Annotated in this window: 20 protein-coding genes; 3 read left to right on the forward strand and 17 right to left on the reverse strand. The window is 33.0% G+C overall.

The window, feature by feature from the left end; translation table 11 throughout:
- Positions 1–11 precede the first annotated feature (11 nt).
- From BN2390_RS12235 to BN2390_RS12250, 4 genes are all read right to left on the reverse strand, one after another.
- Positions 12–1,394 (reverse strand): ABC transporter substrate-binding protein, encoded by a 1,383-nt coding sequence (locus BN2390_RS12235; RefSeq protein ID WP_053984631.1) that lies wholly within the window; start codon positions 1,392–1,394, stop codon positions 12–14.
- A 160-nt stretch (positions 1,395–1,554) separates the two neighbouring features.
- A complete protein-coding gene (locus BN2390_RS12240) occupies positions 1,555–3,816 on the reverse strand; it encodes a helix-turn-helix domain-containing protein (RefSeq protein WP_053984632.1) in 2,262 nt (753 codons plus the stop codon).
- 172 nt (positions 3,817–3,988) lie between these two features.
- Entirely contained in the window at positions 3,989–4,792 is an 804-nt protein-coding gene (locus BN2390_RS12245) for an ECF transporter S component (protein WP_053984633.1), read from the reverse strand.
- Positions 4,793–4,813: 21 nt separating this feature from the next.
- The gene (locus tag BN2390_RS12250; RefSeq protein WP_053984634.1) at positions 4,814–5,635 is read right to left on the reverse strand and encodes a pyridoxamine kinase; all 822 of its coding nucleotides are present in this window, start codon (positions 5,633–5,635) and stop codon (positions 4,814–4,816) included.
- A gap of 161 nt (positions 5,636–5,796) precedes the next feature.
- On the opposite strand from BN2390_RS12250, the gene pdxR reads away from it, so the two are divergent.
- The 3 genes from pdxR to BN2390_RS12265 all read left to right on the forward strand — a co-directional run bounded on the left by pdxR (position 5,797) and on the right by BN2390_RS12265 (position 8,018).
- Positions 5,797–7,203 (forward strand): MocR-like pyridoxine biosynthesis transcription factor PdxR, encoded by a 1,407-nt coding sequence (pdxR, locus tag BN2390_RS12255; protein ID WP_053984635.1) that lies wholly within the window; start codon positions 5,797–5,799, stop codon positions 7,201–7,203.
- A gap of 92 nt (positions 7,204–7,295) precedes the next feature.
- Complete coding sequence (locus BN2390_RS12260) at positions 7,296–7,598, forward strand: hypothetical protein (protein ID WP_053984636.1); 303 nt, start codon at positions 7,296–7,298, stop codon at positions 7,596–7,598.
- An 87-nt stretch (positions 7,599–7,685) separates the two neighbouring features.
- Positions 7,686–8,018, forward strand: a complete 333-nt coding sequence (locus tag BN2390_RS12265; protein WP_053984637.1) for a winged helix-turn-helix transcriptional regulator — start codon at positions 7,686–7,688, stop codon at positions 8,016–8,018.
- A 2-nt stretch (positions 8,019–8,020) separates the two neighbouring features.
- Here the strand turns inward: BN2390_RS12265 and BN2390_RS12270 are convergent, their stop codons facing one another.
- The 13 genes from BN2390_RS12270 to BN2390_RS12325 form a co-directional block, all read right to left on the reverse strand.
- Entirely contained in the window at positions 8,021–8,842 is an 822-nt protein-coding gene (locus tag BN2390_RS12270) for a metallophosphoesterase (RefSeq protein ID WP_053984638.1), read from the reverse strand.
- 289 nt (positions 8,843–9,131) lie between these two features.
- On the reverse strand, positions 9,132–9,302 hold the full coding sequence (locus BN2390_RS21725) for a hypothetical protein (protein WP_154668822.1): 171 nt from the start codon (positions 9,300–9,302) through the stop codon (positions 9,132–9,134).
- 85 nt (positions 9,303–9,387) lie between these two features.
- A complete protein-coding gene (locus BN2390_RS12275) occupies positions 9,388–10,530 on the reverse strand; it encodes an HlyD family secretion protein (protein WP_053984639.1) in 1,143 nt (380 codons plus the stop codon).
- A 36-nt stretch (positions 10,531–10,566) separates the two neighbouring features.
- Complete coding sequence (locus BN2390_RS12280) at positions 10,567–12,867, reverse strand: ABC transporter permease (protein ID WP_053984640.1); 2,301 nt, start codon at positions 12,865–12,867, stop codon at positions 10,567–10,569.
- Positions 12,868–12,941: 74 nt separating this feature from the next.
- A complete protein-coding gene (locus BN2390_RS12285; protein ID WP_053984641.1) occupies positions 12,942–13,643 on the reverse strand; it encodes an ABC transporter ATP-binding protein in 702 nt (233 codons plus the stop codon).
- A gap of 24 nt (positions 13,644–13,667) precedes the next feature.
- A complete protein-coding gene (locus BN2390_RS12290; RefSeq protein ID WP_053984642.1) occupies positions 13,668–14,528 on the reverse strand; it encodes a cation diffusion facilitator family transporter in 861 nt (286 codons plus the stop codon).
- A gap of 186 nt (positions 14,529–14,714) precedes the next feature.
- Positions 14,715–16,628 (reverse strand): ABC transporter ATP-binding protein, encoded by a 1,914-nt coding sequence (locus tag BN2390_RS12295; protein ID WP_053984643.1) that lies wholly within the window; start codon positions 16,626–16,628, stop codon positions 14,715–14,717.
- Positions 16,618–18,354: an ABC transporter ATP-binding protein gene (locus BN2390_RS12300; protein WP_053984644.1), complete on the reverse strand. Its 1,737-nt coding sequence runs from the start codon at positions 18,352–18,354 to the stop codon at positions 16,618–16,620. Before BN2390_RS12300 ends, BN2390_RS12295 begins: the two co-directional genes overlap by 11 nt.
- A gap of 131 nt (positions 18,355–18,485) precedes the next feature.
- Positions 18,486–18,929, reverse strand: coding sequence for a MarR family winged helix-turn-helix transcriptional regulator (locus BN2390_RS12305; RefSeq protein ID WP_082238776.1), 444 nt, complete (start codon positions 18,927–18,929; stop codon positions 18,486–18,488).
- Between the two features lie 65 nt (positions 18,930–18,994).
- Positions 18,995–19,990 (reverse strand): SH3 domain-containing protein, encoded by a 996-nt coding sequence (locus BN2390_RS12310; RefSeq protein WP_053984645.1) that lies wholly within the window; start codon positions 19,988–19,990, stop codon positions 18,995–18,997.
- A 170-nt stretch (positions 19,991–20,160) separates the two neighbouring features.
- Positions 20,161–20,958: an ABC transporter ATP-binding protein gene (locus tag BN2390_RS12315; RefSeq protein WP_053984646.1), complete on the reverse strand. Its 798-nt coding sequence runs from the start codon at positions 20,956–20,958 to the stop codon at positions 20,161–20,163.
- On the reverse strand, positions 20,933–21,892 hold the full coding sequence (locus tag BN2390_RS12320; RefSeq protein ID WP_053984647.1) for an ABC transporter permease: 960 nt from the start codon (positions 21,890–21,892) through the stop codon (positions 20,933–20,935). Before BN2390_RS12320 ends, BN2390_RS12315 begins: the two co-directional genes overlap by 26 nt.
- Positions 21,893–21,916: 24 nt before the next feature.
- Positions 21,917–22,870: an ABC transporter substrate-binding protein gene (locus BN2390_RS12325; protein WP_053984648.1), complete on the reverse strand. Its 954-nt coding sequence runs from the start codon at positions 22,868–22,870 to the stop codon at positions 21,917–21,919.
- Positions 22,871–22,905 lie beyond the last annotated feature (35 nt).

Consider the following 22,905-nt stretch of genomic DNA (forward strand, 5'->3'; position numbering starts at 1 on the left):
CTTCTATTTACTTATTGAATCCCTAGTTTCTCTCTTGCTTTTGTCCATTTGCTATTTAAATCTCCAAATGTAGCTTGTAAATCAAAGCCTTGTGTTAACATTTGAGCCCCTAACTTCTTATAGTCAAAAGTTGTTTCATTTTGGATAGCCATAAAGTTATCGCCACCGCCATCATACATAATAAGTACTTTATCAGGGCATAGCTCATCTGCTTGCGCTAAAATAGGATCTTTGTCTTTAGGGAAGTTAGACATTGAAGATGCTGAAGATACATAGTTAATAAAATCTGGGTACCATGCATCAGAGTAGAACCATTCTACAAAAGCAATTGCTGCTTCTGGATTTTTAGAGTGTTTGGTTACACCCATGAAAGAGTCACCTTGTACAATGACATTATATGGATCACTTACTGTATTTCTTGTTGGTAAGTAGAATGTGCCAAGTTCTGAAATATCCTCTCCACTGTTTTGGATATTTTGAAGTCCCCAGTCACCTAATGCAATAATCGCTGCTTGTTTGGTTGCAAATAATGAAGTTACTTGATCATTTCCTAGACCTAATGGGTCTTTTCCAAGTACGCCTGATGTAAATAATCTATAAATTTTTTCGTAAGATTTATAAACATCTGTTCCTTCTGCAAATGGTTCATCTTGTGACGCCATTGTATTCCAGTTTTGTCCATTACCTGATTCTAGAGCTGGCATAAATTCCATATAAGGATAGTCTGGCCATTCATCTTTTAAACCACATGCAATAGCCATAAAATCTTTATTATCTTTTCCATAGTAATCTTGTAGTTTTTTTGCTACTTCTTCAAGTTCTGGCCATGTTGTTGGTACCTCTACCCCTACTTCTTTAAACATATCTTTCCAATAGTACACATACTCATAGCCTGAAGTCATAGGAATACCTAATACTTTGCCATCAATTGCATAACCTTCCGCTAATTCATTATTTGCACAAGCCTCTGTTGATGAAAGATCTACTAAGTAATCTTTAAATCTTGCTAATGTAAAAGGTTTATTAAACATAACATCTGGTAATTGGTTAGCAGATGAACGCATCTTCATGGCATTCCAGTATTCACTATCATCTTTAATCTTTTCTACTTCGATATCAATATTTGGGTATTGTTCTTGGAATTTTCCTATCATATCATTTTCTTCAATAAAATCATTTAAGTTATTATCCCAAATAGCAAAAGTAAGTGTTCCACTTAAACTCTCTTTCTTTTCTGTATTACTACCACTCTCTTGTTTGTTTTCATTAGAAGATGTATCCGCTACTGTACTATCTGTTTTCTCTGTATCACTAACTCCCCCACTTGCACATCCTACTAATGATGACGCTACCATTAGACCACTTAATACAGCTGTAAATAACTTTCTTTTCATTACTACCCCTCCTGTGTAATTTGATATCTAAAATTTATACTTTTACACATTTTTTTACCATGAAATATATTAATTTTTATTGATTTTTTTCTACTTCTAACCTTTTAATAACTTGATAAATGGTAAGAAATCTTATCATAAAGTAAGAAAAGACTATGTTTTACATAGTCTTTCTGTATTGTGCAGGCGTTATATCATTGATTTTTTTAAATACCCTATTAAAATGTTCTACATTGTGGTACCCTACCATCTCTGCAATCTCATACACTTTAAATTGAGTTGTCCTAAGCATTTCTTTTGATTTTTGCATCCTTATACCTGTTAAGTAAGTCAAAAATGTCTCTCCTGCTTCTTTAGAGAAACGATTTGCAAAGTATTTTTCATTTAATCCAACATATTCAGCAACTTTAGCTAAACATAGCTCACTATCATCAAAATGATCAATCATATATCTTTTTGCTTTAATAATAATATCTGTTTCGGAAATATTTAATTTGCTCGCTGAATAGTCCATAATCCATTCAAAATAATTAGTTACCCAAAGTTTAAGTTGCCTTATATCTTCTATTCTCTTAAGTTTCTCTATATAATCATATCTTTGACCAAAGATATCTATAAAACTAAAATGGTGTATACTAGACTGCATACCAATGGCTAAAACAGCTGCCAGTACATGGTTTATTGCATGTGTTTCATCTTTCTTAGCAAATTGCTCAAAAAGTTTTTCTCTTTCCTCTACCATATTCTTTTCATCAGCTATATATAAGGCGTTAGCTAGCTGTAAATAATTCTTAGATAACTCCAAAATCTCTTCTAGTTGCGCTTTATCCTCTTCTAAATCAATAATACCTTGATTTCCTTTTAAATATCTTAGGCACATTTGTTTTTTTATAACTTCTACTGCCTCTTCAAATTGCGTACTTTCTGCTTGTAGTGCTCCTACACACGCTGTTATTTGAATGTCAAATTGCTTCATAGAAGAATGCTGCAATTCTCCTAACATTTGCTTAATATTCCCTTTGTCCCCCTCTTCTCTAACACTATAAAATACTAAGAAAAAGGATGGTGTTTGAGCATATACTAAGCATCTAGATGAAAATCTAGGATTCTTTTGAAAATGACATATGAGCTTTTCCCTACTATCACTCTCATTTTCTTGATGATGAACCCCCTCTAACCAAAGTCCAATTATAATAAAACGGTCACTAAATAACTCTTTGCATTTGCTCTTAGCTTCTGCAACACTTATTTCTTCTTTAAGTAATAGCTCAAAATAATCTTGTGGGGTCTTCTCAGTATTTCTAATTTTATCTTCATATTCATCAATTAGCGCTTTCAGTCTTCTTACCATGGCATTAAAAGAATGAATCATAGTCCTTAATTCATGTTGTCCACTTGGCAAAATATGAATATCTAAGTTTCCTTCTTCCACTGTTTTTAAAGCAGTACTCATCTCTTCTATTGGTCGTACAATACTTTTCAAAAAATAGCTTAGACAATATCCAACTAATGCTAAGATAATAATAGCTACCCCTAATATAATAAAGGCTTTTTCCCAATAGTCTCCCATAAGATGAGAGGTCTGTATATAACTTTCTATGTACCAAGTTGTATCATTATAAAATATAGGAGAGGTAATACAAAGAACATTCTTTTGATCTTCTTTATAAGTATCCCCCTCTATAGTAGAAAAAATAATCTCTCCATTCTGATCTCTAATAAGCGTTACACCCAGCTTATTTTGTCCTTCTAAATATTGATTGTTATACTGTCTAATACGCTCCCCTGCCGAAACAGACTGATACATAGTTATCATTTCAATTTTTTGTGACCTATCTATAACTACATTAGGTGACAAAGCATACACCAGTATAAGTAAATCTTTTTTTCCACCTGTAAATAGGTCATTCATATAAGCTGTATCATATGCACCAAGATGAACTGTATTAGGATTTTCTATAGCCCCTTGATACCACTCTGTCTCCTTCAACTCTATATCTGTTCGTTTAATAGGATTTTTAACATAAATATTTTTTCCATTCTTCATATGAAATCCTAAAGAAATAATGTTTTTTGTTGGCTCTAGTGCTAAGCTACTGGCTTGATTTAGCTTTTGTTCATAGTGATAGCGTTCCACTTGATCTAATGTGTCCATTTTAGATACATAATTAATAACCTCATTATCATTTGTATAAATAAGATGTGACAACTTCATAGACATAGCATTAATATCTGCCATTAACTCTGTTCTTATAGTCTCTTGAGCTTGCTCAATATTATGAATAGCTTGTTCTCTAAACTCCCAATTAAGCCAATTAAGTGCAGCAATAAATATAATTAAAATAGGTAGTACAATAAAAAAAGCAAAAACAAAATAGTACACCTTTTTTAAAGGTAATTTTTTGAACTGTGTTTTGCGCATTTTGATCCCCTTAGAATAAGTCTTTCTTTATTTTTTGCCTTATAACAATCTCACCATAACCTTATCATAATTTTATCAACTCTTATATTTTTTGTATATATTTTATTTTATTTTTATATACAATTTAGTATTTTAATTACAAAAAAATAGATCCCTTAGGATCTATTTTAAGTTAAACTTTAAAATTTGATTTTGCCACTACTTTTGAAAGTGGAATATATAAAAGTACTGCTATAACAATAGAGAATGTACCATTAATAATGGTAGATGGTAAGCTTATTAAGGCACTCATTACTGCTGGCATAAAACCGCTTCCTACAATCAGAAGTGAAACAACAGCAAATAAAAATTCACCAACTAAGTTAAATCCAATACCACACACTGCACCTAAGATTGCATATTGTACTTTAATAGATACTTTTTTAATAAAGAAGCAAGTTACCGCAAGACCAATTCCTAAAACAAGTGAAAAGATATATAACACAGGAATAACAACAAGAGTTGTTTTTAGCCCTTCTGTCGTTTCAGCTGCTTGTTGAAGGAAAGGAATATTAACTTCATATCCATATACAAGAGATGTAATACATAAACCAAGTCCAATAATAATAAAGAAAGCTGCTGCTATCATAATGCCTACAAGTGGAGATTTTGCATCCTCTTTATGACCTTTTGATGCTACTAAACCTGTTACAAAGCCTATACCAAACTTTAAGATGATCGTTTTTGGAGCACTTGTTGCCCATCCATTAAGTAAGTCAAAAAGTCCCATTCCAATAGAGCCAGATAGACCTGCTATTGTTCCACTAAATAGTAGTGCTGCAAGGATTACAAACATATTCCCAAAGTGAATAAATGGTTTACCAACTGGTGATGGTATTGGTATTTTAAATAGCATAAGTGCAATATAACAAATTGCACTAAATAGTCCTATTAAAACCATTGATTGTAAAGTTAACCCCTTCTTTTTGTTTTCCATACTAAATCCCTCCTAAATTCTTTATAATAAATTTTCTAACAAGATCCCTTCCCTTGTATCTGTACCTGCTTCATACGTTGCCTTTACCCCTAACGTTACAAAGGATGTTGCTTGCTTAGTTGCCTCTAATAATGTTTCACCTTGTAATAAAGCACCTATTAACTTACTTGTAAAACAGTCCCCAGTTCCTGGGTAGTTCTGTGGTACTTCCTCATAAGGAATCATTCCAAACAACTCTGTTTGCTTATCATAAATCACATTTACTTTCTGCCCATTTTCATAAGGTACACCTTTAAGTACAATTTGTTTTGGTCCTAGCTTTGCAAGTGCTTTCATCATACTTTTGATCTCCTCCTTATTAATAGGCTCCATGTTATATGGTCTATGTAGTAAGAAAGAAGCTTCTGTCCAATTTGGTGTAATAACATCTGCTTTTTCAACCAAATGCTTCATCTTTTGTTGCATCACCTCATTATAAGTTTTATATAGCTTGCCGTAATCTCCCATAACTGGATCTACAACTATAAGCGTATCTTCTCCTTTAAAGTTCTCAAAAAAGTACAATACTTCTTCAATTTGTATAGCATTACTTAAAAATCCGCTATAAATACAGTCTAGTTCTACGCCTACTTCTTTCCAATGCTCTGTTAAACCATGCATCATTCCAGTTAAATCTGTCATCTTCGGTGTACCAAACCCTCCAGTATGTGTACTAAATACTGCTGTTGGTACAGGACAAACTTGAACGCCCATTTTTGATAATATGGGAATAATGACACTTAATGAACATCTTCCAAAACATGATAAATCTTGTATCGCCGCAACACGTGGTATTTTTCTCACTTTGCCCTCCTTATTTTCTTCTTTGCTTTACAGCAAAACTATTCTTCTTTATAATAAAAGCATATTAAATTGTATCGAAACACTTTAGCCTTATGTATGGCAATATTCTGCCATACATTTTAATCTATAGTCAATATTTTCTCACAACAGGAGGATAGAAAATGAATTTTGTATCCATACAATTAGATAATACAAGTAATGAGCCCCTATATTTACAACTTTTTAACCAAATTAAACAAGCTATACTAAGTGAACAACTCCCTACTAACTATCGTCTCCCAGCTATTCGAACACTTGCAAAAACTTTACAAGTTAATAATGTAACGGTAATTAATGCTTATAAGCAACTAGAGTCTTCGGGTTATGTGATCTCCAAAAAGGGCAGTGGCTTCTATGTTTCAAAACCTAATACATCAGAAATTAGTTTAATGACTACCCCTAACCCAAAAGCTGCAAAAGCTTCTATTAACTTCTCTAGTGCATCTCCTCACCCGGCTATCTTCCCCACAGATTCTTTTAAAGCTTGTCTCAATCAAGTTCTTGACCGCGATAAAGGCTTTGCTTTTGGCTATCAAGAAACTAATGGTTTTATGCCCCTTCGTGAAGTTCTCGTTGAATACTTGCAAAAAGAACATCATATCCTTACAACACCTGAATCTATCCAAATTGTATCAGGTGCTCAACAAGGAATTGATATTATCTCCAAAAGTTGCTTAAATGCTGGTGATTATGTTATTACGGAAACACCTACTTATAACGGTGCTACCGATGCATTTAAATCTCGTGGTGCACGCATTGTACCTGTAGAACTTACTTCAGAAGGCATTGATCTTATTGCACTTGAAAAGCGTATTAATATCTGTAAACCTAAACTTGTTTATGTGATGACTAAGTTTCAAAATCCTACTACTCTATGTTATACCCAACAAACCCTTAAGACACTCCTACAGCTGGCCCAAAAGTATGATTTCTACTTAGTCGAAGATGATTCTATGTCTGAACTGAGCTACAAAGATAAATCTACCTATAGTTTAAAATCCTTAGATACATTTAATTGTGTTATCTATATTAAAAGTTTTTCTAAACTTCTTATGCCTGGATTACGTATAGGATTTCTAGTTATCCCTGATAATCTTTTAGATCGTTTTACCAGAACAAAACAAATGACTGATATTGCTGCTTCTGGTCTTATTCATCGTAGCCTTGATTTATTCTTTAGAACCAATAAATGGGAAGAACACTTAAGCTATATGAAAGCCATCTACACTAGTAAGTATGAACTTATGCTTAGCCAGCTTAATAAATTAAAAGTTTATAATATTACTTATACTGAACCTAATGGCGGGCTTTGCTTCTGGCTCAAGCTCTCCAAGAATATTTCCGCTTACAAACTCTATGAACTTTGTTTGGATAAAGGCCTTCTTATCTTACCAAGTACAATTTTTTATCCTAATACACACAAGCAAAGAGATAGTTTTATACGTTTAAGTTTTGCACCTTGTGATGCAAAAGAAATTGTAGAAGGTATAGCTATATTAGAACAAGTCATTAAAGGCTACTCTTATTAGTCTAGTGGTTACAAAAAAGTACCTAATTGCCTCATCATACGCACAAAATTATACTTACTTTAGAATAAACTTAAAACTCTAAGGTGATAAATATGACAAATAAACTTACTTATAAAATTAAAGAAATTATTACTAGCAAAGAATATACTGATGTAATTATTAAACACAAGCATGATAATTATGACGTTGAAATTAGTAGTGCTAAAATAAAATTTAGATATGAACCAAAAGTTGATAAATCTTGCTTAAGCTTTGGAGATTCTAATGGTTATACAGTCTGCGAAGTTGAAGATAAAAATATTAATGAAGTTATTCTTTTAGAGGATTCTTTAAGTATAGAAACAGATGAAAAAATTTATTATTGTTATATAGACAAAAAGAAGTTATATTATTAAACTAAAAATAGACAAATACTATAGACAAAAAAGCGTAGAGTAATCTACGCTTTTAAAATTAAGATCTATCAAGGAGGTATAATATAGATGTATAATATAGATGAAATAATCTACAGTTGTCCCGTAGAAGCACTCTCTAATATATTAGGCAAAAAATGGATTGCTATTATTATCTGGAAATTACAAGATAATAAAATGCGCTTTGGAGAACTTCAAAGAGCTATAGATGGCTGTACAAAAAAAATGTTAATCCAACAACTGGATGTTTTAATTGACCAAGGTATTGTTATAAATGATAAAAAGGTTAGTAATAACTCCGTAGAGTCTACTTATTATTTAAGTGAAGCTGGTATAAAATTACTTCCTATTATGGCAAATATGATGGCCTGGAGCAATCAGCATCTTCCTTGTGGTCATTAATTTTATTGGATATCCTCTGAAACAGTTGGTAACTTTATATTCAGTACAGCTATTTGAGGTGGGTTCCAGAATCGTATTTCCATTTTAGTCGTACCTACACCACTATTCACATACAAATACTTCTCATCTTCTAATTCATATAAACCATGAGTATAAATTTCAGCAAGCCCTGGTGTATAAATAGGCCCTATAAATGGAATTTGTATTTGTCCACCATGGCTATGCCCTGCTAATACTAAATCATAGTTATTGGCACTTACACGTTCTACCAAGTCTGGTTCATGCATTAAAAATATATTATATGCCTCTTCCTTTATACCTTTGCACGCCCCTTGTATATCTACTTTTCCAAGCAATGCATCATCTATCCCAATCACATTAATTTTATGACCTGCCTCCGTATAAACCGCTTTACTTTCATTTTGTAGTAATGTAAAACCTGCTGCTTCCATAATATCTTCGTAGTACCTTACCCCTGCTCCTCCATGGTCATGATTGCCCCATACTGCATATTTACCATATGTACTCTGAATACCTGAAAGTATCTTTCCAATTTCTTCCTTGTAAGGATATTGGCCTGGATGATCCATCAAGTCACCTGTAAATACTACAAGGTCTGGATTTTGTTTATTAGTCTTTTCTACTAATTTTTTAAGTTCTTCAAGGGTATAACTAGGTCCTAAGTGTGTATCTGTAAAGTGTACAATCTTTAGTTTTTCTCCCATATTCCCTTTACCTATTTCTAATTTTTTCTCTATAAGAATATTAGGTTCTATATAGCGTATATCTATCCACAATGCAATTATAATCACTAAAATAATCATTATACTCACACCCACTATTTTTATTAGACTTTTAATAATATGCTTCACAAGTTCTTTCCTTCCTTTGTACTTCCATTACTTTTATCAATAATCTTCTTATATATTATATCAATTTCATACTCATTGATAGCATTATTGCCAATATGTATATGCTCTCATACCTCATATAAAATCTACTCATTTTTAAAAAGTCCACAAACATTAAGGAGCTGTTACATTTTTCTATGCAACAGCTCCTTTCTATTTATAAGTTATTAACTAAAAGTTATATCTCAAATTAAATACATTCTTAGCAAATTCTATCTTTTGATAAGAATGCTAAAATAAATCCAGCTACGATGAGGATACTTGAAATATCTTCTGCCTTTTCTTCACCTGCACAATTTAAGATAAATAAAGAGGCAACTACGATAAGAATAATCCATTGAAGATTAGAACTATCTAACATACAATTTTTCATGTTTTTCACTCCTTGTAAGCATCTACAATTATAATATATTACATTTATTACCATTTTGTGCTTACAAAATAAAAAATCTTATATTTTAAAATTGAATATCTACATTTCCTCCAATAGTTAGTAATCCTTTTGTATCCTCTACTTTAATAATGGTTTTAATTACTGTTTCACCATAGCTTTCTGTAGCATGTTCAGCCTTTCTTATAACTTTACCTTTTAAAATTGCCCCTTGATCCGTATAGGGTAATACCTCTACTGTATCTCCCAGTTGCAAGTCTCCATTATATTCTTCCGGTAGATTAGCTTCTATAAAAAGGCTTTTCTCATCTAACCCCTCCATCAAAGGTCCAATAATTGTTTCTACCTTACTTCCCTTTTGACAATTAATATTATAGATAATCAACCCCTCACTAGGAGCAATAATCTGATTCTCTTGAAGATATTCCCTATCTAACTTACTTTTCATACTTTCTAATTGCAAAGTCGCAGTTTCCATTTGAATCCGAAGTTTATCTGTACCTGTTGCACTTTGCTTCTTTCCATTATTCACTTGGGTCGTTAAATTTCCTAACTCTGCCTTTAGACTTTCAATCTCTAATTTTTTACTTTGCTTCGTTTGTTCTATACTTAGTTCTAGATTTTCTATCTGTTTACTCGCCTCTTGAAGAGCTAGTTTAGCCTTTGTCACCTCTTCTTGTGAAACAGCTTGAACTTCTAATAATTCTTCTAATGTATTGTAATCCTTTAGGCCTTTATCATAGTTTTGTTTTGCAATCTCTAAATTGTTTTCTAACTTCTTAACATCTTGGTCTGTTCCTTGTTCTAACTGTGCTTGTTTCTCTTTAATATTATTTGAGATTTGTGTAATATAGGCATTTTGAGGATAAAGAACTTCACCTAGCTCTTGCAACTCTATCTCATAAAGTTTTATTTCATTTTCCTTTTGTGCAATTTGATTCTTGTAATCTTCTAAATCTAAAGTAGCAAGTATATCCCCTACTTTTACTTTTTCACCGTCTTTTACATGTACATTGGTAATGGTCGCTGGAAATTCTATATTAAACTCCATCTTGTCTTCTACAGCTACTACGCCTTCAATTTCTATTTTTGTTTCAGGTACAATCACTTCTTCTACTGGTACTTGTGCCTTTTCACATCCTGCAAACATCATACTCCCTAAGCATAATGTCACTATTCCAATACCTAGTTTAACCTTCTTGCATCCCATAGCCTTACCCCCTTACTATTTAGTAATCACCTTGCTTTATTCTCTATAAGCCTTAAGTACTTCTTGAAGTGATACTTTGTCAATATGACGTTTAGCTGCATATGTCCCCATTAAGAATATGATAAGAATAATTCCAAACCCTACAATAACGTGCCATCCTTCTAGTTCTAATGGCATTACAAAATCAAAAGCACTACTAAAATAAATTACCATTACTTTTACAAGCAACCACGTTATTGGAATACTAATAGCATAGGTTATAATCGCATAGATCAAATAACTATTTAAAATCATACGGTTAACTTCCTTTTGATTGTAGCCCATTACTTTTAATAATGAGATATTGTAATAGTTATCTTCAACAGTCAATGTTGTGAGTACATATAAAATCAAAGCTGACATCATAATTGCTGAACCAAACATAGCATACATAGCTAATTTAATAAATCCTTGCATAAGCTCTGTTTGTTCCATTAACGTTCCTTTGCTGACTACAGTCATAAACATTTTTTCATCTAGCGATTCTTCACTATAAATACCTGTATAAAGTTTCTTGGATTTATTTTTTGATAAGACTAAACTTAAATCTTCTATCTCACAATACACTGTGTTTTCTCCATAAGTTGTAGCAATCCCTACTACTTCATGCTGATACACTCTATCCTCTATCTTAAGTACAAGCTGATCCCCTTTTTTAATGCCATATGAAATTGCAAAGCTTTGATTCACGATAAAGCCTTCGTCTAATAAGTGGGTAATTTCCTGTCCTTTTTTATCTACTAGTTTATGTAATTTATTGTCTGATTCTAATCCTTTTGCAGTAATAGGTTCATCTTCATAGAAAATATTACTTGCTGTCAAAAACTTTTCTTGCCCTGCCTTTACTTTAGGCTTAGGCTTGGAGTAATCTAAATAACCTTCATATTGATAACCTACATTTTGATAATATTCAACGGTCATCTTATCAAACATACCGCTCATCATAAATCCTAGTAAAATCAACATAGACGAAAATGTAATTCCCCAGAAAAATACAATAAACTTACCTGTATTTTTAAAGATAAAAGTATACTTAAATTTTGTTTCAGCTTTTGTACGTGAAAGAATCTTTCCTATCATCTTTCCAAGTTTAGTTATCTTTTCATTTTCCCCAACTTTAAGCAATTTGATTGTTTCTTTACTGAGCATCCGCCAAATCATAAAGAAAGATAGCCCCAAAATAAAAGCTAATGGCACTAATACTGCTGTTATAAAAACATAGCTGTTAGTTGTAATCGCCTCATTAAGAAGCAAATAAAATTCTAAATAAAAATCTTTCATAGGATCTGCAGCATATAGTCCCGTCATATACCCTATAACAAGCATAGGTACACCAATTACTAAGAGGAGTAATATATAAGGTATGGCAATCTCCCATGGTTCATATCCTAATGCTTTCAATACACCTATTTGTGTCTTTTCACTTCTAAGAATCTTAGATACCAAAATACCTACTATCATAACGGCAATCGCTGCAATAATAATGCTTATTCCAAGGGTTGCTGCCTTACCTGTTCTAAGTTCTTCGTATATTGCACCACTACGCATTTGATTTTCAGTTGCTACAATACTTGCAATAAACCCTAAGGTATCATGGGACTTATAATCATCTTCAACTTCTTGCTTGAAGTTTTCCATTTTGCCTTGCTTTGTCGCTTTTCCAGCTAAATAAAAATATTCTTCACCTTTTAAGTTATGGTAGGCACTATCCTTGAGCGTACCTATAGTAATTTTACTATTATCAATGATAAAATCATTTCCTAACATTGGAAGATTCATATCGGAAAATAATACATATCCAGTCAATGTATACGGTTTTCCACCAAGGGTAAGTGTGTCTCCAAATTGCATGCCATTTTTCTCACCATAAATTTGATTTACGACTATTTCATTAGCTGTATGGGGCATACGCCCACTTATTAAGTAAGTTTTATTAATGTCTCGCCCATCTTTAAAAACGCGAATAGTATGACTCGCTCTATTATGAACAAAATCTATGTCCTTGTACGATCTAACCTCTAAATTATAATCTGGATATACTTTATTAAACGCCTTAATCCTAGTCTTTAATATGCCTTCATAGCATTTATAATCTATACGCTTTAGGTCTGTTAACTTATAAGAAGCATACTCTAATTGATGTTCTTTAGGGATCTGCCCCAGCTCACTTGGCAAAACAGCATTGATTACTTCCACAGAGAAATCTTCCTGATTACAAGCTTTTGCTAACTTTTCTATTCCTAAAGTCATGCTATCCATCGTATAATACATCATTGTATAGAGCAAAGAACTCAACATAATAATAATTCCTATACACAGTAGTTGAGTCTTCTTTTTCCAAAAGGTTCTGAGGGTATTAAGACATAAATATTTTATCCCCACTTAATCTCACCCACTCTTTTCTTATCCACGTTTTCATAAACAGTGTGAATAATCCCTGAATTCATTTTGATGACTCGATCTCCCATTAAGGCAATACTCGGATTATGCGTAATAATAACAATAGTCGTATAGTATAAATCATTCATTTTTTCAAGTAGCTCTAATACTTGGCAAGCTGTCTTTTCATCCAATGCTCCTGTAGGTTCGTCACAAAAGAGTACTGCTGGATTCTTCACAACACTACGCGCAATAGCAACCCTTTGTTGCTCTCCACCTGAAAGTTGAGAAGGATATTTTTTTGCCTTATCTGTTAAACCTACCGCATCCATTACTTCATCAATAGATAATGGATGATCGCTTAATGCTGCTCCCATTTCTATATTTTCTTTTACACTTAAGTTCTGAAGTAAATTATATTGCTGAAAAATAAATCCTAAGTATTTTCTTCTAAATTTAGTTAGTCCTCTTTGATCTAACTTATGTATAGCTAAATCATTGTAGTACATTTCCCCAGCACTTGGTGTATCTAGCCCACTCATTACATTAAGTAGTGTACTCTTACCACTTCCACTTGGTCCTAAGACAATAAGCACTTCCCCTTCTTTAATAGTCAAGTCGATATCTTTAAGTGCACTTGTCTCTACTTCTCCTGTTTTATAAACCTTTGATACCTGTCGTAATACAATCCCCATATCATCACCCTTTTATCTAGATTTCTAGTAAGGCTCTACGTGTACCATACAATGTTTCAATTCTTCTATATCCTTTTCTAATAAGTCATGTACTCGTGTTGCAATATGATGTCCCTCTTCAACACTTGCTTCTTTTTCTACCAAAATCTCTAAGTCTGCATAAATTTTATTTCCAGCTATTCGTGTTTTAAGATCATGAATCCCTTTTACACCTTGTATGGAATAAGTAAGTTCTTCAATTTTTTGAATAACGCTCTCTGGTGCGGCCTCATCTACTAATTGATTAGTTGCCTGCATAAATAAGTCTATTCCTACTTTGATAATAAATATGCTTACTATGACAGCTGTTAATGGATCTAAAAATGTCCATCCAAGGGATGCACCTAAAATCCCAATAAATGTTCCTATTGAAGAAAATGCATCTGTACGATGATGCCATGCATCTGCCTCCATAGATACACTCTTAATTTTTTTAGCTGTACGTAATGTATACCAATACATGCCTTCTTTTACTATAATAGATGCAACTGCTGCCACAAGTGCAATAGGTGCTGGTTTTGTAAATTCACCTTTAACAAGAGCCATAATCCCTTCATATCCAATCATAACACCAGTAAAAGCTAAAAATAAACTAATTAATTTCCCAAATACAGGTTCAAATCGTTCATGCCCATAAGGATGCTTGTCATCTGCTCCCTTATTAGAAACTTTCACTCCTATAATCACCATAACAGTTGTTACAACATCTGATGCGGTATGCATACCATCTGCAATCATAGCTGTACTATGACCTAATACCCCAGCAATCACTTTAAATACTCCTAGTACAACATTAAGTATAATCGTTACAATGGAAACTTTTTTTGCTTCTTCATAAACATTCATTATTACCACTCCATTCTCAATAGAAAATAAATATTTTATTAGATTATATGTTTAATTGTTGTATTTGTAAACCTTTTTAGACAAAACAGATACAACTATCATTCTCAATTGAAATTATAACTTAAAAAGAATAGAGCTATTGCATAAATGCAATAGCTCTATTCTTTTTAAAGAAATGTATTTCTCTTAGCTAAGTTCAAAAGCACCTGTATAAAGCTGATAATACTTACCGCGTTGTTCAATCAGTTCTTCATGTGTCCCACGTTCAATAATATGACCTTGCTCAAGTACCATAATACTATCTGCATTTTGAACAGTAGAGAGACGATGGGCAATAACAAATACGGTTCTACCGTGCATTAAGGCATCCATACCTTTTTGAACAATAGCTTCTGTACGTGTATCAATACTAGAAGTTGCTTCATCCAAAATCATAACTGGTGGATCCGCTACAGCAGCTCTTGCAATAGCAAGTAACTGTCTTTGTCCTTGTGAAAGGCCTGATCCATCTCCTTCTAAAACAGTATGATATCCTTGTGGTAACATGGAAATAAAGGCATGTGCATTGGCACGTTTTGCTGCTGCATAGATTTCTTCATCCGTTGCATCTAGCTTCCCATAACGGATATTCTCAAGCACTGTGCCAGTAAATAAATGTGTATCTTGTAGAACAATTCCGAGTGACCTCCTTAAATCATCCTTTTTAATCTTATTAATATTGATACCATCGTAACGAATTTTTCCATCTGCAAGATCATAAAAACGATTGATTAAGTTAGTGATTGTTGTTTTCCCCGCTCCTGTTGCACCTACAAAGGCAATTTTTTGACCTGGTTTAGCATAAAGAGTTACATTGTGTAATACAATCTTTTCTTCATTGTAGCCAAAATCTACATCAAAGAATCTTACATCTCCCATTACTTGTGTATAGGTTACTGTTCCATCTTCATGAGGATGTTTCCAAGCCCAGATACCTGTTCTTTCTTTGCATTCTCTAAGCTCACCATCTTCTTCTTTTGCATTTACAAGTGTAACGTATCCTTGGTCTTCTTCAACTGTTTCATCCATTAAGTCAAAAATACGCTCTGCCCCTGCTAATGCCATAATTACAGAGTTTAGTTGTTGTGATACTTGGCTAATAGGCATAGTAAAGGATTTGCTAAGTTGAAGGAAACTTGCAATAGCTCCAAGTGTCACTCCACCAAATCCTGTTACAGCAAAGGCTCCACCTACAATAGCTAGTAATACATATTGTAAATGTCCCATATTCCCCATAATAGGCATTAATATATTAGCAAATCTATTAGCCTGCGTAGCATTCTCACAAAGCTCATCATTAAGTTTATCAAAATCTATTTTTGCTTCTTCTTCATGACAAAAAACTTTTACAACTTTTTGCCCTTCAATCATTTCTTCAATAAATCCATTTGTTTTACCAATAGACTCTTGTTGTTTTAAGAAATAATGTCCACTTTTCCCTGCAATCTTACCTGTACAATAAAGCATAAGGATAAGTGATAAAATAACAATAATTGTAAGATAAATGCTTGTTGTAACCATAGCTACAAATACAAATACAATACTTACAACAGAAGAAAAAAGTTGTGGTAAACTTTGTGCAATCATTTGTCTTAATGTATCTGTATCATTGGTATAACGGCTCATGATATCTCCATTAGAATGAGTATCAAAATATTTAATTGGTAACCTTTGCATATGTGCAAAAAGTTCATCACGAATTTTCTTAAGCACACCTTGTGCAATCCCTACCATTAAGAAATTATAAAACCATGTAGAGAATACACCTACTATATAAACAACTGCCATAATCATAATCATTCTAAACAGCGGCATAAAGGATGGATTTGCTATACCTACAAGTGGTGTAATGTAATCATCAATTAAAGTCCCTATAAATACAGATCCTGCAACACCTGCAAAAGCACTAACTAAAATACAGACAATAATAACAGCTAGTTCTAACTTATGAGAACCTGATACATAACCTAGTAACCTTTTAATAGTCTTTTTATTTGCTTTAGGTTTTCCTGGAAATGGAGGAGGACTTCCTTTTATATCTCTTGCATTATTAGGCTTCATCTTTATTTTCCCCCTTTACTTGTGAGTAATAAACTTGCTGATAAATTTCATTTGTTTTTAATAACTCATCATGTGTACCAACCGCATCAATATGTCCCTCATCTAGAACAATAATTTGATCTGCTTCACTAATAGAAGCTACACGCTGAGCAATAATAATCTTTGTTGTATCTGGAATCTCTTCTTTAAAAGCTTTACGGATTAAAGCATCTGTTTTTGTATCTACTGCACTTGTTGAATCATCTAAAATAATTATTTTTGGTTTTTTAAGTAAAGCACGTGCTATACAAAGACGTTGTTTTTGCCCTCCTGATACGTTATTTCCACCTTGCTCAATATAAGTTTCATACCCATTTGGAAAGCTTTCAATAAAATCATGAGCTTGTGCTAACTTACATACACGTATCATTTCTTCATCAGTTGCTTCTTTATTTCCCCATCTTAAATTCTCTTTAATCGTACCTGAGAATAAGACATTCTTTTGAAGTACCATCGCTACTTCGTCTCTTAGTACTTTCATATCATATTCTCTAACATCTATGCCACCTACACGTACAGATCCTAGCGTTACATCATATAATCTTGGAATAAGTTGAATCAGACTTGTTTTAGAACTTCCTGTTCCACCTATAATGCCTATAGTCTGACCACTTTTGATATGTAAATTTACATTTTTAAGACAGAGATGGTCTTTATCCTTTGCATAACTAAATCCTACATTTTCAAAGATGATTTCTCCATTCTTTACCTCAGTTTTTGGAGAAGGACAGTTTTTAATATCACTTTCTTCTTCAATAACTTCTACAATACGTTCTGCTGATGCACGTGATAATGTAATCATAACCAATACCATAGAAAGCATCATTAAGCTCATCAAAATTTGTGAGGTATAAGCTGTAAGACTGACTAATTGTCCTGTTGTCATAGATGATCCTACGATCATTTTTGCCCCGAACCAAGATATAAGTAATAGACTTGTGTACATTGTAAATTGCATTAGTGGGCTATTAAATGCAAGGATTCTCTCAGCTTTTGTAAAGTCTTTATAAATACTTTCTGATACCTTATCAAACTTATGTATTTCTTCGTTTTCTCTTACAAAAGCTTTAACAACACGGATACCCCTTAAATTTTCTTGTACAACATTGTTTAGCTTATCATATGTTTTAAATACTCTTTCAAAGATTGGATGCGCATTACGGATAATTAAATATAAACCAAATCCTAAGAATGGAATGGCTCCTAAGAATATAAGAGATAAAGTTGGATTAATGCTAAATGCCATAAATAATGAAAAGATTAGCATAATAGGGCCGCGTACTGCTACCCTAATAATCATTTGATAGGCATTTTGTACATTGGTTACGTCTGTTGTTAAACGTGTTACAAGACTTGCTGTAGAGAATTTATCAATATTATAAAATGAAAAATCCTGTATACGATGGTACATTTTTTTTCTTACATTTTTTGCAAACCCAGCTGAAGCACAGGCTGCAAAATGTCCTGATAACACACCAAAAAGTAATGAAATAAGTGTAGAAAAAACAAGGGCTAGACCATATTTCAAAATAACATTCATAGCACCTTGATTAATCCCAAAGTCAATCATATTTGCCATAAGTAAAGGTATAATAACCTCCATTATAACTTCAAAAATAATGAAAAATGGTGCAAGCAAAGAATCTTTTTTGTATTCTCCTACACACTTTAGCAATTGCTTAATCATGTTTATGCCTCCTTTTATGTTTTATAAGTTAATCAATCTCCAGTAGATTGTTAGCTTCCGTATTGTAAGTTCCCTAACAATTTATTCATTTTTTAAGGAGAGGGTAAACTTCTACGTTTACACCACTCCTCCTAGTTTACATTAACTTTAATTTTATCAATCAAATAAAAAAAGGTTTCAATTTCTTCTTGTGTTAACCCTCTCATTAATTGGCTTTCAATTTCTTTGATATTCTCAAGAACCATCTCCTGCCCTTTAATTGCTTTAGGTGTTAACTTAATACGCTTCAATCTAGCATCATAGTCAACTGCCTCACGAATAATAAGTTCATCTCGCTCCATGACTTGCAATACACCAGTAGCTGTTGAACGACGAATCTTGAATTCTTTTTCTATATCCCTTTGAAATATTTCTTTGCCTTCTTCATTGTCTTGTCTATGAATATAGGCAATAATCCATCCTTGCATTCCTGTTAAGCTATCAAGGTTTTTTACCCGTAACTTTTCTTCAAAGCGTCTCTTTATCAGATTTGAAAGAGTCTTTACTTCAAACCCAATATGTTTTTCCTTCTTCAAAGGATCACCTCATATTGTTAGGATGCTAACATTATAGAATAATACATCCTTTATTGTCAATCTTTTTATCCTGCATAACATAGTCCTTCAAACACTTCTAATGCATCTAGGCCTACTGAATGTATTGTACTGTATTCATCTATTTTTATCCAGCCCTTTCTCCCGTCCTGTGTTTCAATAGCTATCCAGCTTATATTATCTGTTCCAAGTAAACGAATCTTCTCTCCTTCTTTTACAGTAAAAGTTTCACTCATCTCATCTTTCTCTTGATAGATAGGTACTTCTCTAAGTAAGCCTACTACAAAATCTGTTTCATATAATTCTTGTGGTACTTCCTGTAATATATTATTTTTCAATTCATAAACCTTATCAATCCACCAAGTTTGTAGAATACTTGCTCGCTCACTTGAAATAATTTTGCCATCGCCTAAAACACCATTACGATCATCATAAGTCATCCCCAAATAAATCAGTTTACCATGGTCATATCTAAAATAGGTAGTTGTGTAATCTGCACTCGGTCCTTCATCTATAAATACGATTTCTTTATAATCATCTTTTTCATCAATATCTACAATAATAAACTCTTTAGAAGGTGCTTCTAGTAGTAGTTCTCCTTCTGCATTCTCTGCAGTTAATCTTTCTTTACCATTAATAAAAAATTTCATACGCTCTTCTACATTCGTAACCTCTTCATTATTTGCCCCAAAATCATTTTGCTGTTCTCTGACTTTATACTGTAGACTTTCTAGTACACCATCACCATCTAGATCCACTTTAACCTCTTCTCCTCCTTGATAAGTAACTCCATTGGTTTCTAAACCAAATATTTTCTCTGGAAATCCTAACTTCCATCCTTTTTCTTCATCGTCTGCTTGTTGTGCTTCTTCTTGCTTTATATGTATATTATCACTGGCTTGACCTATAATTTCTTCTTGTAATATCGGTTTCTCTATAGGACTTGCTTGTTCATTATCTGAGTGTGCTTGCATGTGGACTATATAACCACTACTTCCTAATAAAATTCCTAAGCTTAATAGTATGATTAGCTGCTTCTTCATGGTAATTTCCTTTCTACTCTCATTCCTTCCTAATCCATTAATATTGTATGCTAAGTCTTTCTTCTTTCATAATAAAAAAGAGATATGTAATCAAAATGTTACATATCCCTCTCATTTATTCACAATTTGTCCATTTTATCCAATACTAAAGATATTATTTATAAGTGTATCTATTTAGTAAGTAGTATACGATCATTATCAAGTGCTTTATGGCTTTCTTTCTTGAAGCGTTCAAGAAGGTCTTGCACAGTCATACCTTCTCTTTCTTTTCCTTTAATATCTAATATAATACGCCCATCATCCATCATAATCGTACGATTCCCAAGATCTAGAGCTGATTGAATATTATGAGTGATCATCATCGTCGTAATATGATCCTTCTTTACAACCTCTTGTGTAATAGCTAATACCTTATCTGCTGTACCTGGGTCAAGAGCTGCTGTATGCTCATCTAAAAGTAATACTTTAGGTGTAACGAGGGTACTCATCATTAACGTTACAGCTTGCCTTTGTCCCCCTGATAAGAGACCTACTTTTGTTTTCATACGGTCTTCTAATCCTAAATCTAGCTTAGCTAATTTTTCTCTAAATAATTCTTTTTCCTGTTTGCTAATCCCAAATCCAAATTTACGCCCTGCTGTACGCATATAAGCAAGTGCTAAATTCTCCTCAATCGTCATAGAAGGTGCTGTTCCTTTAAGTGGATCTTGAAAAAGTCTTCCTATATACTTAGCTCTTTTATGTTCTTTCATAAAAGTTAAGTCTATATCATCTAGTATAATGCTCCCACTATCTGTTTGGAAATTACCTGAAATCATATTAAATAACGTAGACTTTCCTGCTCCATTAGAGCCTATAATTGTTACAAAGTCACCCGGTTCTAAATGAAGGCTAATATCTTTAAGAGCTGCTCTTTCATTCACTGTTCCTGGATTAAATGTTTTATTGATATGATTGAGTGTTAACATTGGCTTCTTCCTTTCTTGCAACTTGATGCATACGTCTTTTCTTATTAAAGTTAAATTTATCTTTTATAACTGGATAGGAAATAGCTAATGTAATAATAATTGCTGAAATGAGCTTCATACTTGAAGCTGATAAATTAAACTCAAGTGCCACTGCTATAATCGTTCTATAGGCTACTGAACCCAGTAAAACTGCTATCACATGCATCAAAATCGTACGTTTCTTAAAGATTAACTCAAACAGAGTACCAAATATGATTTCACCAATTACCAAAGAAGCAAGACCTGCTACTACCATACCTACACCCATATTTGAATCGGCAAAACCTTGATTTTGCCCAATTAATGCACCTGATAATCCTACGAGTGCATTAGCCATTGCAAGACCTATGGTTTTTGTAAAATCTACATTAATGGAAGAAGATCTCACCATATCTTCGTTATCGCCTGTAGCACGAATGGAAAGTCCAACCTGTGTATGAAGAAATACTACAATAAATAACACTACTAATACTGCTATTATAAGGCCAACTATTGTACCTCCCCATTGCTTACCTAATATCCCATTTACTTTACTAAATAAGGTTTCTACATTGGCAAGTGCTAAGTTTGGCTTGCCACCCATAACATTAATATTAATCGTATAAAGAGCAGTCATTGTCAAAATACCTGCTAAAATTGGCTGTACCTTTAGTTTTGTTTGCAAAAATGCTGTTACAACACCTGCTAAAGCACCTGCTAAAACACCTAGAATAATTCCTATGAAAGGATGCCCAAGTGTTGCTGCCATAACAGAAACAGCTGCACCTAGTGTAAAACTACCATCTACAGTCAAATCTGCAATGTTCAAAATACGATAAGATATATAAATGCCTAGTGCTAAAAGACCATATAAAAGACCTAGTTCTAAACATGATGTAAGTGTATATAAGCTCATTTTTAAATCTCCCTCCACAAAGTTTTATTCTACAATGATTGCACCATCTGCGCCATTTGGTGCTCCAATTTTGTTAGCTGTTGTTTTATTAATGACTTTTTCAAAGTTATCTAAAGTTGCAACTGGAATATCACTTATTGGTGTACCTTCTAGTACTTCTACAACCATATCTGCTGTCTTTTGTCCAAGTACTTCATAGTTAATTCCTACAGTTGCATATGCACCATCCATAACCATAGAATCTGCACCTACATAGACTGGTATTTTACTTTCTCTTCCTACTTCTGAAAGTACTGTCATTGCAGAAGCTATTGTATTATCAATAGGTGTATAAATTGCATCTACTTTATTAGCTAAACTATATGCAGCTTGTTGAAGTTCTGATGTATTTGTAATAGCCACCTCTTGATAATCAAATCCATAATCCTTGGCATACTTTTTCGCTTCATCAATAACTGATTGAGAGTTTACTTCACTTGCTGTATATAAGAACCCAAATGTTTTAACCTCTGGCGTAAGTTCTTTGCATAGTTCAAATACTTGGTCTACTGGAATAGCGTCAGATGTTCCTGTAATATTTCCTGTTGGTTTATTTAAAGCACTTACTAAGTTAGCTGCAAGTGGGTCAGTTACTGCAGAAAAGACAATCGGAATATCACTTGTTGCTGCAGCTGCTGCTTGTGCAGATGGTGTAGCAATGGCTACTATTACATCCACGTTATCTCCTACAAACTTTTTACAAATAGAGTTTAAGTTTGATTGATCACCTTGAGCATTTTGATAATCAATTTTAATTTTAGACTCATCATATCCTTTGGTAGTAAGTTCTGCTACTAAACTTTCCCTGATCATGTCTAAGCTAGTATGCTCTACAATTTGTACGATTCCTACTGTAATTTTATCATCTTGTGCACTACATCCTGTGAATACACTTAATCCCATCATTGCTGCGAATGCTAAACCTAATAATTTTTTCATTTTTAAATCCTCCCTATTTTTAATTTCCAATTTGA

This window comes from Niameybacter massiliensis (assembly GCF_001282685.1).
GTDB lineage: Bacteria > Bacillota > Clostridia > Lachnospirales > Cellulosilyticaceae > Holtiella > Holtiella tumoricola.

Excerpts from the sequence above, each read along its gene's own strand:
- BN2390_RS21725 (WP_154668822.1), bottom strand. The coding sequence starts at position 9,302 with ATGAAAAATTGTATGTTAGATAGTTCTAATCTTCAATGGATTATTCTT.
- BN2390_RS12290 (WP_053984642.1), bottom strand. The coding sequence starts at position 14,528 with ATGAATGTTTATGAAGAAGCAAAAAAAGTTTCCATTGTAACGATTATA.
- BN2390_RS12325 (WP_053984648.1), bottom strand. The coding sequence starts at position 22,870 with ATGAAAAAATTATTAGGTTTAGCATTCGCAGCAATGATGGGATTAAGT.
- BN2390_RS12260 (WP_053984636.1), top strand. The coding sequence starts at position 7,296 with ATGACAAATAAACTTACTTATAAAATTAAAGAAATTATTACTAGCAAA.
- BN2390_RS12280 (WP_053984640.1), bottom strand. The coding sequence starts at position 12,867 with ATGTTGAGTTCTTTGCTCTATACAATGATGTATTATACGATGGATAGC.
- pdxR (WP_053984635.1), top strand. The coding sequence starts at position 5,797 with ATGAATTTTGTATCCATACAATTAGATAATACAAGTAATGAGCCCCTA.
- BN2390_RS12295 (WP_053984643.1), bottom strand. The coding sequence starts at position 16,628 with ATGAAGCCTAATAATGCAAGAGATATAAAAGGAAGTCCTCCTCCATTT.
- BN2390_RS12245 (WP_053984633.1), bottom strand. The coding sequence starts at position 4,792 with ATGGAAAACAAAAAGAAGGGGTTAACTTTACAATCAATGGTTTTAATA.
- BN2390_RS12240 (WP_053984632.1), bottom strand. The coding sequence starts at position 3,816 with ATGCGCAAAACACAGTTCAAAAAATTACCTTTAAAAAAGGTGTACTAT.
- BN2390_RS12315 (WP_053984646.1), bottom strand. The coding sequence starts at position 20,958 with ATGTTAACACTCAATCATATCAATAAAACATTTAATCCAGGAACAGTG.
- BN2390_RS12320 (WP_053984647.1), bottom strand. The coding sequence starts at position 21,892 with ATGAGCTTATATACACTTACATCATGTTTAGAACTAGGTCTTTTATAT.
- BN2390_RS12265 (WP_053984637.1), top strand. The coding sequence starts at position 7,686 with ATGTATAATATAGATGAAATAATCTACAGTTGTCCCGTAGAAGCACTC.
- BN2390_RS12285 (WP_053984641.1), bottom strand. The coding sequence starts at position 13,643 with ATGGGGATTGTATTACGACAGGTATCAAAGGTTTATAAAACAGGAGAA.
- BN2390_RS12275 (WP_053984639.1), bottom strand. The coding sequence starts at position 10,530 with ATGGGATGCAAGAAGGTTAAACTAGGTATTGGAATAGTGACATTATGC.
- BN2390_RS12300 (WP_053984644.1), bottom strand. The coding sequence starts at position 18,354 with ATGATTAAGCAATTGCTAAAGTGTGTAGGAGAATACAAAAAAGATTCT.
- BN2390_RS12235 (WP_053984631.1), bottom strand. The coding sequence starts at position 1,394 with ATGAAAAGAAAGTTATTTACAGCTGTATTAAGTGGTCTAATGGTAGCG.
- BN2390_RS12310 (WP_053984645.1), bottom strand. The coding sequence starts at position 19,990 with ATGAAGAAGCAGCTAATCATACTATTAAGCTTAGGAATTTTATTAGGA.
- BN2390_RS12270 (WP_053984638.1), bottom strand. The coding sequence starts at position 8,842 with ATGATTATTTTAGTGATTATAATTGCATTGTGGATAGATATACGCTAT.